This is a genomic window from Micromonospora zingiberis, assembly GCF_004331455.1.
In the GTDB taxonomy this organism is placed as follows: domain Bacteria; phylum Actinomycetota; class Actinomycetes; order Mycobacteriales; family Micromonosporaceae; genus Micromonospora; species Micromonospora zingiberis.
In genome coordinates, this window is sequence record NZ_SJJR01000001.1 from 222,553 (window position 1) to 234,726 (window position 12,174).

Annotated in this window: 11 protein-coding genes; 3 read left to right on the plus strand and 8 right to left on the minus strand. The window is 71.0% G+C overall.

The genetic code is table 11. The features are described from left to right. Position 1 precedes the first annotated feature (1 nt). A complete protein-coding gene (locus E0H26_RS01015) occupies positions 2–685 on the minus strand; it encodes a winged helix-turn-helix transcriptional regulator (RefSeq protein ID WP_206024790.1) in 684 nt (227 codons plus the stop codon). 83 nt (positions 686–768) lie between these two features. Between E0H26_RS01015 and E0H26_RS01020 the strand changes: the two genes are divergently transcribed. After that, positions 769–1,284 (plus strand): pyridoxamine 5'-phosphate oxidase family protein, encoded by a 516-nt coding sequence (locus tag E0H26_RS01020; RefSeq protein ID WP_131299650.1) that lies wholly within the window; start codon positions 769–771, stop codon positions 1,282–1,284. 9 nt (positions 1,285–1,293) lie between these two features. Here E0H26_RS01020 and E0H26_RS01025 read toward each other — a convergent pair whose 3' ends face one another. Continuing rightward, positions 1,294–2,874, minus strand: a complete 1,581-nt coding sequence (locus tag E0H26_RS01025) for a bifunctional NAD(P)/FAD-dependent oxidoreductase/class I SAM-dependent methyltransferase (protein ID WP_131299653.1) — start codon at positions 2,872–2,874, stop codon at positions 1,294–1,296. Between the two features lie 71 nt (positions 2,875–2,945). Here E0H26_RS01025 and E0H26_RS01030 point away from each other — a divergent pair, with 71 nt between their 5' ends. After that, on the plus strand, positions 2,946–3,527 hold the full coding sequence (locus E0H26_RS01030) for a helix-turn-helix domain-containing protein (protein ID WP_131299656.1): 582 nt from the start codon (positions 2,946–2,948) through the stop codon (positions 3,525–3,527). Positions 3,528–3,952: 425 nt separating this feature from the next. On the opposite strand, the gene E0H26_RS01035 is transcribed toward E0H26_RS01030, so the two are convergent. From E0H26_RS01035 to kdd, 6 genes are read right to left on the minus strand one after another with little or no spacing between them, the layout of a single operon-like run. Further along, positions 3,953–5,284 carry a glutamate mutase L gene (locus tag E0H26_RS01035; RefSeq protein WP_131299659.1) on the minus strand — a complete coding sequence of 444 codons (1,332 nt, stop codon included), beginning with the start codon at positions 5,282–5,284 and terminating at the stop codon, positions 3,953–3,955. After that, positions 5,281–5,673 (minus strand): 3-aminobutyryl-CoA ammonia lyase, encoded by a 393-nt coding sequence (gene kal, locus E0H26_RS01040; protein ID WP_131299662.1) that lies wholly within the window; start codon positions 5,671–5,673, stop codon positions 5,281–5,283. Before kal ends, E0H26_RS01035 begins: the two co-directional genes overlap by 4 nt. Further along, positions 5,673–6,428 carry a lysine 5,6-aminomutase subunit beta gene (kamE, locus tag E0H26_RS01045; protein ID WP_131299664.1) on the minus strand — a complete coding sequence of 252 codons (756 nt, stop codon included), beginning with the start codon at positions 6,426–6,428 and terminating at the stop codon, positions 5,673–5,675. The genes kal and kamE overlap by 1 nt, the downstream gene beginning before the upstream one ends. After that, positions 6,425–7,981, minus strand: coding sequence for a lysine 5,6-aminomutase subunit alpha (kamD, locus tag E0H26_RS01050; protein ID WP_131299667.1), 1,557 nt, complete (start codon positions 7,979–7,981; stop codon positions 6,425–6,427). The genes kamE and kamD overlap by 4 nt, the downstream gene beginning before the upstream one ends. After that, positions 7,978–9,546, minus strand: a complete 1,569-nt coding sequence (locus E0H26_RS01055) for an amidohydrolase (RefSeq protein ID WP_131299670.1) — start codon at positions 9,544–9,546, stop codon at positions 7,978–7,980. The genes kamD and E0H26_RS01055 overlap by 4 nt, the downstream gene beginning before the upstream one ends. A 4-nt stretch (positions 9,547–9,550) precedes the next feature. Then, positions 9,551–10,606, minus strand: coding sequence for an L-erythro-3,5-diaminohexanoate dehydrogenase (gene kdd / locus E0H26_RS01060; protein WP_131299673.1), 1,056 nt, complete (start codon positions 10,604–10,606; stop codon positions 9,551–9,553). A 141-nt stretch (positions 10,607–10,747) separates the two neighbouring features. On the opposite strand from kdd, the gene E0H26_RS01065 reads away from it, so the two are divergent. Then, complete coding sequence (locus E0H26_RS01065; protein WP_131299676.1) at positions 10,748–12,151, plus strand: KamA family radical SAM protein; 1,404 nt, start codon at positions 10,748–10,750, stop codon at positions 12,149–12,151. Positions 12,152–12,174 lie beyond the last annotated feature (23 nt).

Genomic DNA, 12,174 nt, shown 5'->3' on the forward strand with positions numbered 1-12,174 from the left:
GTCACGCGCCGAAGGCTACCCGGCCGGAGGTGGCGTCCGTGTCGCCGCCCGCAGGGCGGGTGAAGCTGCCCAGGAAGCGATGGGCGGCCATCCGGTCGCCGGTGATCCGCAGTGCCCCGGCGGCCTCGGCGTCGGCCGGTGCCCGCCCGCCGAACACCACCTCGGGCAGGGTGTCGACGTCGACGTCGATGACCGTCGGGCAGGGGCCGTCGGTGTCCCGGCTGACGGTCAGCCCGGCGGGTGCGACCTCGGCGACGAACCGGTCCACGCCGACGGTCAACCCGACCCGGGTGCGCAGCCCGGCCGCCCGGTGCGGGTCGTACATGGTGCGCAGGGCGAGCATCAGCGCGTCGGCGCTCAACCCGCCGACGGCCGGTTCGGGCTGCCGGCTGCCCCAGCGGCCCAACGCCAGCAACACCTCGTCGAGCTGGTGACCCCGGTCGGTCAGCTGGTAGACCCGGGCACTGACCGGCGGGCCGAGGCTACGCCGGACGAGCAGCCCGGCGGCCTCCAGGTCACGCAGCCGCTGCGCGAGCACGTTCTGACTGATGCCGGGCAGGCCACGGGTGAGGTCGGCGTAGCGTTTCGGGCCCAGCAGCAACTCCCGGACGACCAGCAGCGCCCACCGTTCACCGATCACCGTCAGTGCCCGGGCCACACCGCACCGGTCGTCGTAGGGCCTCACCCGCCCAGCCTAGCCGGTGTGATGCTTGCCACCCCGCAGCGGCTACTCCTAGGTTAGGAGTGATCGCTACGGAGGGAGACGCCGTGGACAGCGGCACCGACGCCACCCTGCCCCAGGGTGACCCACGCCTGCTCGACCATCCGGTGGCCCGTCAACTACTGGCCTCCACCGAACTCGCCCGGGTCGCCTACGTGGCCCCCGACGGCACGCCCCGGGTGTTGCCGATGATGTTCCACGCCACCGACGACGAGGTGGTCTTCTGCACCTTCGGGGGTGCCCGCAAGATCGCCCACCTGCGGGCCCGACCCCAGGTCGCCGTCACCATCGACGCGGCCGGTCCACCGCCGCTGGTACTGCTGCTCCGCGGCCCGGTGACCGTCACCGACGTCGACGGCATCGCGCCGGAGTACCTGGCCGCACACCACCGCTACGGCGGCGAGCAGGCCGTCGCGGCGATCCGCGCCGAACTCGACGGCCCCGGCCTGGTGATGGCCCGCATCGCACTGCGCCCCACCTGGGTCGGGGTGCTGGATTTCGTCACCCGTTTCCCGCGCGGCATCACCACCGCCGAGGACTTCGCCCGCATCGGCCGCGACTGACCGGCCCACTCACCGCCGACGGGCCAGCAACACCGCGTCGTGCACGACGGCGTCGTGCCCCTGCGGGTCCACGATCGTGCGCGGCCGGGCCTGAGCCACCAACACCTCGAAGTGCTCCGGATCCAACTGGTCGGCGACCTGCTCGGCGGTGAACATCATCTCCGGGAAGTGCATGCGATGCGCCGTCGAATGCAAATCCCACGGGTGATGCCCGACGATCAGCAGCCGCCCACCCGGGGCCACCGCGGCGGCCAGCCGCGCGTACAGCTCCCGCCGTGGCTGCGGCGGCAACTGCATGAACTGCGCCGACACCAGGTCGTACGCCGCCTCGTCCAGCCCGGACCGCAGCAGGTCGGCGTGGACCCACTCGATGCGCTCGGCGACCTGCCCACCGGCGGCCCGGGCGTGCTCGGCGGCCCGCCCCAACGCGGTCGCCGAGATGTCCACGCCGGTGACCCGCCAGCCCTGTTCGGCCAGCCACACCGCGTCGGCCCCCTCACCACTGCCCACATCCAGGGCCCGACCCGGCGTCAACCCGGCCACCTCGGCCACCAACTGCGGGTTGGGTCGCCCGCTCCACACCGCCGGCCGGGCCTGGTAGCGCTGCTCCCACGCGGCCTCGGTGAACATCTCCTCCCGCTGGCGCCGATGCCGCGCCACCGCCTCCCGGGTGTCCTCCTCGACCAGCTCCGCGTTGATCGCCGCCCCGGCCATCATCCCGGCCCCGGCCGCCCGGATCACCTGCGCGGACACGTCCGCGACGTTGCCGGCCACCCACACCCCCGGCACCGAGGTGGCACCCGACGCCTCGGCCGGCACCTGCCGACCGACCACGTGACCGAGCATCTCCACGTCCACCGGCGCCAACCCCAACGACTCCAGCAACGCCGACCGCGCGGTCATCTGGGCGGCCACCACCAGCACGTCGAGAGCGACGTGCTGACCCGAGGCCAGCCGCACACCGGTCAGCCGGTCGGCCTCGACGGTCAACCCGACGACCGGACCGGGCACCACGGCCACCTCCCGGGCGGCCAGCCGCTCGGCCTCCTCGGGGTCGGGTTCCGACTCCTGGTGCGGCAGAAGCACCACCTCGGCGCTCCACTGCCGCCACAGCCGGGCCTGGTGCGCGGCGAGCGGGCCGGTGGCCAGCACCCCGATCCGCCGGTCGCGCGCCTCCCACCCGTGACAGTACGGGCAGTGCAGCACGTCACGGCCCCACCGCTGGGTCAACCCGGGCACCGGCGGCAGCTCGTCGACCAGGCCGGTGGTGACCAGCAGCCGCCGCGCCCGCACGCCCCGCCGGCCGTCGACGGTGAGCACGAACCCGTCGCCGTCGCGGTCGACGGCATCGACCCGCCCGGCGACGATCCGCCCGCCGTAGCCGGTCACCTCGTCCCGGCCCACCGCCATCAGCTGCCCCGGCGGCGTCCCCTCCCGCCCGAGGTAGTTGTGCACCCCGGCCGCCGGGGCGTTACGCGGCTCACCGGCGTCCACCACCAGCACCGAGCGACGCGCCCGGGCCAGCGTCGCCGCCCCGGCCAGGCCGGCGGCCCCGCCACCGACCACCACCACGTCGTACCTGTCGTCCATGTCCACTCCCTCGTCGGTTCCGCGCCCCACCATCCACCCGACAGGCTGAAACGACAAGTATTGTTGCTGCTATGGCAAACGACGAGGTGGCGGTGCTGGCGGCGGTGGGACCCCGACTGAGGGCGCTGCGCAAGCAACGCGGCACCACACTGAGCGAACTCGCCGACACCACCGGCATCTCGGTGAGCACCCTGTCCCGACTCGAATCGGGACACCGCCGCCCCACCCTGGAACTGCTGCTGCCACTGGCCCGCGCCCACCAGGTGCCGCTGGACGAACTGGTCGGCGCCCCGGCCGTCGGCGACCCCCGGGTACGACCCCGCGCCATCGTCCGGCACGGCATGACGTTCCTGCCGCTGACCCGCCGTCCCGGCGGGCTACAGGCGTTCAAACAGATCCTGCCCCCGTACACCCCCGCCGACCCGCAACCACAGTCCCACGAGGGCTACGAATGGCTCTACGTACTCTCCGGCCGGCTGCGCCTACGACTCGGCGACCACGACCTGATTCTCGAACCGGGCGAGGTGGCCGAGTTCGACACCCGGACCCCGCACTGCGTCACCAACCCCGGGCCGGAACCCACCGAGGTACTCAACCTGTTCGGCCCGCAGGGTGAACGGCTGCACGTACGCGCCCGCCCCGCCACCAACTGAACGACCGTACCCACCACACCAAGTCGGGGCGCGGCTCACGCCGCGCCCCGATGCTCCCAGGCCCCTTCCCGGCCGGTGGGGCGAGAATGGGGCACGACGACCTTCGGACCGACCGGACGGCGACTGGCTGCCCCCGTCGGGCCGTTGTCTACTGGCCGTGCACCTCACCCTGCCCATACACCGGTAACCGCGGCCGGTTCGCGCCGCCCCGCCGACCCCCGCCCGCTGGACCTGGCCGCCGCGACATCGTGTCGCTCGGCCAGCGGACGAAGGGACGAAGCGAACAACAGCCGCTTCCCGTGGTAGGACTCAAAGACGGTACGTGGCCCACCCCCGCCCTTGTCAACCCACCACCGACGAGTCGTCGCCGCACCCCGGCGTGTCGCAGCGGCAGCCACCCACCGCACCCGCACCGACACACCCCGTCAGCCCAGCAGTGGACGCAGCAATCCCCGCGCCGCCACCGGATGGTCCCCCACCAGCAGCCCCGCCGCGGCCAACACGTAGTCGGTGTCCACCACCGACCGCGCCGCCCGGGGCAACGCCCACCCACCGGCATGATCGGTCAACACCGCGTCCAACACACCGGTCCCGTCGTTGTCCGGGGCGTGCCGCAGCACCCCACCCGACCCGACCAGCAACCGCACGTCCCGCAGATCCCGCCCGGACCGCTCCCCGGTACCGACCCCACGGGCATGCCGACGCAACGCCACCGTCGCCGCCAACGCCGCGATCCGCGCGTCGACCGCCCGCCCCGCACCGTCAGCGGGCAACCACCCCGGATCGGCGGCCCGCAGCGCCGCCGCCACCACCAACTCGACCCGCTCCGCCTCCCCCACCAGCCGCTCCTCGACCGCGGCCCGCACCACCCCGGGAGCACTCCACCGCATCCCCAGATCACCCTCGACCGTCCGGGCCCGCCACAACGAACCGGCCACCTCCCGGCCCGGCCCGCTGGCCCGCTCGTCCGGCGTCAACACCGAATACACGTCCGTGGTGGCCCCACCCACATCCACCACCACCAGGTCACCACCGGCGACCTCGGCCAACGCCTCCACCCCGGTCAACACCGCGTCCGGCGTCGCCGCCCGCACCAACCCGGCGAACCGACCACCCCGCGACAACCGTTTACCACCGATGACGTGCCGCAGGAACACCTGCCGGATCGCCTCCCGCGCCGACAACGGCGCCAACACCCCGATCCGGGGCAGCACATTGTCGGCCACCGTCACCGGCACCCCCGCCGACACCAGCAGCGCACGCAACTCGTCGCGGACGTCGACATTGCCCGCCAACACCACCGGCACCCGGAAACGGGCCCGCGCCAACCGGGTCGCGTTGTGCGTCAACGTCTCGGCGTCCCCACCGTCGGTACCACCGACCAGCAGCACCACGTCCGGGCGGGCCGCCCGCAACGCCGTCAACTCGACCCGACCAAGCCGACCGGCGGCCACATGCACCACGTCCGCACCCGCCGACAAACCGACCCGCCGACCCGCCTGCGCGGTCACCAGCGGCTCGTAACCCACCACCGCCAACCGCAGCCCACCCCCGGCCGACGAACACACGAACCAGGGCACGTCCCGCGCCCCCAGACCCGCCACCGCCGCACCGACCGCCGCATCCAACCCATGCAACACGTCAGTGTCCACCGACGTACGCGCCGACGCCGCCGCGACCAGACCACCACCGTCCAGATCGACCACCGCGACCTTCGTGAACGTCGAACCGACGTCGGCGCAGACCGCGACGCTCACCCCACCGGCGGAACGACCACCGTGCCGGTCGCCGTCACCGCCACCACCGGCTCCGCCAACACCTCGGCCGCCGACTCGCCACGATCCGGACGCCCCCGACACACCACCCGCGCCTCGAAGTCGATGGTGCGGCTGCGGCTACCCACCCGCGTCACCGTCGCCACCACCTCCAACACGTCCCCGGCCCGCATCGGCGCCCGGAACTGCACATCCGAATAGGAGGCGAACAAACCCTCGTCCCCATCGGTACGGATACACACCTCCGTGGCCACGTCACCGAACAAACCCAACGCGTACGCACCGTCGACCAGGTTGCCGGCATAGTGGGCATGCGAATACGGCACATACCGCCGATGCGTCACGGTCAACCCGACCCGGGAATCACTCATCACTTCGCCCTCTTGTTCGTGATCAACGCGTGGACCAGGTAACTGGCCACCTCACCCGGCGTGGTACCCCGACCGAAAATCCGGTCCACCCCCAACTCGCCGGTCATCGTCTCGTCGAACCGCGGCCCGCCGACGATCAGCAACGGCCGCTTCCCCGCCGGCAACGCCTCCCGGAACGCCGCGGACATCTCCCGGGTGTTGTGCAGATGCGCGTCCCGCTGCGTGACCACCTGCGACACCAGCACCGCGTCAGCCCGCTCCTGCCGGGCCGCCTCCACCAACTCCGGCACACTGACCTGCGCCCCCAGGTTGGTGACCTTCAGCTCCCGGTAGTACTCCAGGCCCTTCTCCCCCGCGATGCCCTTCACGTTGAGGATCGCGTCGATGCCCACCGTGTGCGCGTCCGTACCGATACACGCCCCCACCACCGACAACTTGCGCCGCAGCTTCTGCTTCACCACCGCGTTGACCTCCTTGGCACCCAGCAGCGGAAAATCCCGCTCCACCACCTGCACCGCCGCCAGGTCCACCAGATGGTTCACCCGCCCATACACCACGAAGAAGGTGAACCCGTCACCCATCTGCTTCGCGTGCACCAGCATCGCCGGATCCATGCCCATCTTGTTGGCCAACTGGACCGCCGCACCCTCGGCCCGCTTGTCATGCGGCACCGGCAACGTGAACGACACCTGCACCATGCCGTCACCGGTGGTGTCCCCGTACGGCCGCACGATCTTCCGCTCCACCGTGCTCATGCCGCCTCCAGGATCTCCGTGGCCGGGTTGTAGTAATCGGCCTCGTGCCGCGCCACCCCGGCCAGACCCTTACCCCGGTCCGCCGGCCGCTTCATGATCCCGAAAGTGCCCTCGGCGATCGCCGACAACAACGACTGCTCACCGATACGCTCCAGCAGGTCCACCGCCTCACCGAGAACCCGATTCGCGCGCTGCTGGATGAACCCACCCGACGCCGGCACGAAATCCTCGTGCAACCCACCCGCCGCACCCAACACATACCGCACGTTCTGCACCGCGATGTCCCGATCCGACAACCACGGCGTCACCACCGCCTCGGTCATCATCCCCACCAGCAGAATGCCCTGCCCGGTCATCGCACCGACCAGGTTGAAGAACCCGTCGAGCAGATTGCCCCGGAACACGTCACCGGTCATGTGCTTCGTCGGCGGCATCCACTTCAACGGCGCATCCGGAAACAACTCCCGCGCCAACAACGCGTGCGCCAACTCCAACCGCAACGACTCCGGCACATCCGGGTTGATCTCGAACGCGTGCCCCAACCCCAACTGCCAGTCCGCCAACCCCGCCTCATGCGCGAAATACTCGTTCAGCAGCTGCGACACCGTCACCGTGTGCGCCTCGTCCACCGCGTCCGCAGTGGTCAGGTAGTTGTCCTCACCGGTGTTGATGATGATCCCCGCCCGGGCGTGCACCTGCCGCGAGAACCGCTGATCCACGAACGTGCGAATCGGGTTGATGTCCCGGAACAGAATCCCGTACATCGAGTCGTTGAGCATCATGTCCAACCGCTCAAGACCGGCGAGGGTCGCCATCTCCGGCATACACAGGCCCGACGCGTAGTTCGTCAACCGCACATACCGGCCCAACTCCCTCGACGACACATCCAACGCCGCCCGCATCAACCGGAAGTTCTCCTGCGTCGCGTACGTCCCCGCGAACCCCTCCCGCGTCGCCCCCTCCGGCACATAGTCCAACAACGACTGCCCCGTCGAACGGATCACCGCGATCACGTCCGCACCAGCCCGCGCCGCCGCCTGCGCCTGCGGAATGTCCTCGTAGATGTCCCCCGTCGCCACGATCAGATAGATCCACGGCCGCTGCGCCGGATCCCCGTACCGCTTCACCAACCGATCCCGCTCCGCCCGCCGCCGATCGACCCGCCGAACTCCCACCCCGACCGACCTACGCGCCGCCCGCCGCGCAGCCGTCGCCGCCCGCCCGGTCGGCTGGTCGAACCGCACCGACCCGGCCGCCGCCTTCTGCGCCAGCAACGTGACATCCGTGATGCCCTCCCGGACAAGGGCGTCGAACACCGGCACCGCCACCCCGTGCCCCAACCCCACATCCGCCACCACGGCATCCACCAGCCGGTTCACCCACGGAATGCCATCCGGATCGGCGCCGGACACCCCCGCCAACCGCAACACGGCCCGCTCCACCGACACCGTGGTGTGGCTACGCGCCAACTCCACCACCGGCCGCCCGGCCCGCCGCGCCAACTCCCGCGCCCGCGCCACCAGCGCCGGATCCAACCCAAGCTTCCCTGTCACAAAACGCCCTCCTGATAGATCACGTCACCGCGCAGCACCGTCGCCCGACACACCGGCAACGGCGTCGGATCCTGCGCGCCACGCAACTCCGGATCCTCCGCCTGCAACACCGGCAAACCCCGCTCCACCCCCGCCGGCGTCGACCACACCGCGAACGTCGCCGGCGCCCCCAACGCCAACACCCCCTCGCTGTCCAGGTGCACCGCCCGCCACCCACCCCGCGAATGCGCCGCGAACGCCGCCCGAACACTCATCCGCTGCACCGGACTGTGATGCGCCGCCGCCGCCCGCACCGAACCCCACGGATCCAACGGCGTCACCGGCGAATCCGAACCGAACGCCAACGCCACCCCCACCGCGTGCATCGCCCCCATCGGATTCGACGCCAACGACCGCGCCAACCCCAACCGCGCCTCGTACATCCGACCCGCGCCACCCCACAACCGGTCGAACGCCGGCTGCATCGACGCCACCACCCCGAACTCCACGAACCCGGCGATCAACCGCCGATCCATGACCTCCGCATGCTCCACCCGATGCCGCGCCGCACGCACCCGATCCGTACCCAGCCGCCGCGCCGCCGCCGCGAAACCCGCCAGCACCGTCGAAATCGCCGCATCCCCGATCGCATGGAACCCGCCCTGCATCCCCTGCGCCGCACAGTCCAACAGGTGATCACGCACCTGCTCCGCGCTCAGATACCCATGACCACACCCGTCACCATCGACATACGCCTGCGACAGATACGCCGTACGCGACCCCAACGCCCCATCCGCGAACAGATCACCCCCGGCCCCGACCGCACCCAACTCCCGAGCCCGCGCCGCACCACCCAACTCACCCCAGTACCCGTACACCTCCGGCACCCCCGCACCGGACAACGCCAACAGCCCCGTGAAGTCCTCCTCGTCGGAGATCTCCGGCCCACCGCACTCGTGCACCGCCGCGATCCCCAACGACGCCGCATGCTCAAGCGCCACCCGCTGCGCCGCCACCCGCTGCGCCCGCGTCACCGAAGCACGCGCCACCGCCCGCACCACATGGTGCGCGTCCAGCCGCAACCACCCCGACTCGTCGTACCCCGGCACGGCCGCCGCCTCCGGACACGCCGCCAGCAACGCCGACGACACCACCGCCGAATGAATCGACGCCTGCGACAGGTACACCCGCCGCCCACCGGCCGCCCGCCCCAACTCCGCCGCCCCCGGCGGAGTTGGCACCGCCCACGTCGACTCGTCCCAACCGTGCCCCAACACCACCGCGTCCACCGGCAACCCCACCGCGAACGCCGACACCGCGTCCAACAACTCACCAGCCGAACGCACCCCGGACAGGTCAAGCCCCGACAACGCCAGCCCGGTATCGCTGACATGCACGTGCGCGTCCACGAAAGCCGGCGTCACCAACGCACCGGCCAACTCCACCACCCGGTCCGCGGCCGGCGCATCCGCGTCCGCACCCAACCAGGCAATCCGCCCATCCCGCACCAACAGCGCCGTCGCGGACGGATCCGCCGGACAGTGCAGCACTCCACCGCGGTACAACGTCGAGGGGTTGTTCGTCATGGCCTCAGTCTGCCGCCAGCCGCGCCTCGAAGAGCCCACGCACCCCCGGCTCCCCGCGCAACAACCCCAACGCCAACTCCGCGTGCCCCGGCACGTACCCGTTCCCCACCAGCATCGTCACGTCCGCCGCCAGGCCCTCGGCCCCCAACGCCGCCGCCGCGAAACTCGTCGCCATCGAGAAAAAGATCACCGTGCCGCCGTCCGCCGTCGCCAGCACCGCCCCATGCTCACAGCCCGGCACATCCACACAGACCACCGTCACGTCCGCCGGCACCCCCAGCGCCGAGGTCACCGCCGTGGACAACGCCACCGGATCCCGGGCATCGGCCAACACCACCGCATCCGCCAGCGCCGCCGCCACCAACGCGTCGCGCTCCGCCGCCACCGGCACCACCCCGACCGTACGGCCCGCCCCCGCCTGCCGCGCGGCGGCCAACGACAACGAGCCACTCTTACCCGCACCGCCGATCACCGCCACCGACACCGGCCGCGCATCCCCCGCCCGCTCCGCCACGTACCGCGACACCATCCGCGCCGTCAACGCCGGCGCACCACACACGTCCAGCACCGCCAGCGACAACTGCGGATCCAGATCCTCCGGCAACACCGCCGCGATCGACCGGGCGAACAGGATCGCCCACCCGTCACACGGCACCTGCTCGCTGCGCCCGTCCCAACGCGCCAGCCCGTCCGTCACCACCAGCGGCGTCAACGTCAGCGACACCAACGTGGCGATCCGCTCACCCGCCTTGAGGCCCAGCGGCGAACGCCGGCCGGCCTCCTCGACCGTGCCGATCAACATGCCACCCGACCCGGTCACCGGGTTCTGCATCTTCCCCCGCGTCGAGATGATCTCCAGCACCTCGGCGCGGACCGCGGCACCGTCACCACCGTGCTTCTCGAACAACTGGCGGAAACTCGCCGCGTCCAGGTTCAGCCGCTCGACCCGGATCCGCACCTCGTTCGGCGCGATCTCCGGCCGTGCGTCCAGCCGCCAGGCCGCCTGCGGCAGCACCCCCGCCGGTTCCACGACGCGGTGCAGACCCACCGGTGACGTCACGCCGACCTCCCCTGTCCGGCCGCCTGAACCTCCGACCGAGGCTCGCGTGGCGGGAAAACTTACGGCAGAATAATTTCTTCACCGGATAATTTCCAGTACCCTTCGGGGGTCGTTGATCAGCCACAACCATCAGGAGGGGCCGTGACCCAGACCCACCCGCCGGTGCAGAGCACCCCGGCAACCCCGCCGGCCCCCACCACCAACACCGGCCAGCCCTACGAATACCGCCGCGCCCCACTCGTCGAACCCGACTGGACCCGCTTCCCCGGCTGGCGCCACGTCACCCGCGACCAGTGGGAAAACGCCCAATGGCAGCGCGTCAACTGCGTCAAGAACGTCAAACAGCTACGCACCGTGCTCGGCGACACCGTCGACGAGACCTTCTACGCCGACCTGGAAGCCGACCAGCACGCCCTGGCCACCATGTCGATGCTGGTACCACCCCAGATGATCAACACCATGGTGCCGCTCGCCCCGCCGACCACCGAGGCGCTGCTGGCCGACCCGATCCGGCGATACATGATCCCGGTCGCCTCCGACCGGCGCACCGACTGGCCGTCACACCCGTACGCCAGCCGCGACTCCCTGCACGAACACGACATGTGGGTCGCCGAGGGCCTCACCCACCGCTACCCCACCAAGGTGCTCGCCGAACTGCTCTCCACCTGCCCCCAGTACTGCGGCCACTGCACCCGCATGGACCTGGTCGGCAACTCCACCCCCACGGTCGACAAACTCAAGCTCACCCTCAAGCCCGTCGACCGGTACGACGCCCACATCACCTACCTCAAGGCCCACCCCGGCGTCCGCGACGTGGTCGTCTCCGGCGGCGACGTGGCCAACGTGCCCTGGCGCAACCTCGAGTCCTACCTCATGCGCCTGCTGGAGATCGAGACCATCCGCGACATCCGGCTCGCCACCAAGGCCCTCATGGGCCTGCCCCAGCACTGGCTCCAGCCCGACGTCGTCGAGGGACTGGAACGGGTCGCCCGCACCGCCGCCCGGCGCGGCGTCAACCTGGCCATCCACACCCACGTCAACCACGCCCAGTCGCTGACCCCACTGGTCGCCAAGGCCGCCCAGACGGCACTGGACGTCGGCGTCCGCGACGTACGCAACCAGGGCGTCCTGATGCGCGGCGTCAACGCCACCAGCAAGGACCTGCTCGACCTCTGCTTCGGCCTCCAGGGCGAAGCCGGCATCCTGCCGTACTACTTCTACATGTGCGACATGATCCCCAACGCCGAGCACTGGCGGGTCCCGGTCTGGCACGCCCAACAGCTCCAGCACGACATCATGGGTTACCTGCCCGGCTACGCCACCCCACGGATCGTCTGTGACGTGCCGTTCGTCGGCAAGCGTTGGGTCCACATGGTCACCGAGTACGACCGCGAACGCGGCATCTCGTACTGGACCAAGAACTACCGCACCTCGATCGAGTCCGCCGACCTGGCCGCGCTCAGCAAGCGGTACGCCTACTACGACCCGATCGACACGCTGCCGGAGGCCGGTCAGCAGTGGTGGCGGACCCACCGCGACGACTGACCCACGACCACCGCACGTACGAA

Bases quoted from the DNA above. Each gene is read 5' to 3' on its own strand.
- E0H26_RS01030 (WP_131299656.1), top strand. From the start codon at position 2,946: ATGGCAAACGACGAGGTGGCGGTGCTGGCGGCGGTGGGACCCCGACTG.
- E0H26_RS01055 (WP_131299670.1), bottom strand. From the start codon at position 9,546: ATGACGAACAACCCCTCGACGTTGTACCGCGGTGGAGTGCTGCACTGT.
- E0H26_RS01025 (WP_131299653.1), bottom strand. From the start codon at position 2,874: ATGGACGACAGGTACGACGTGGTGGTGGTCGGTGGCGGGGCCGCCGGC.
- kamE (WP_131299664.1), bottom strand. From the start codon at position 6,428: ATGAGCACGGTGGAGCGGAAGATCGTGCGGCCGTACGGGGACACCACC.
- kal (WP_131299662.1), bottom strand. From the start codon at position 5,673: ATGAGTGATTCCCGGGTCGGGTTGACCGTGACGCATCGGCGGTATGTG.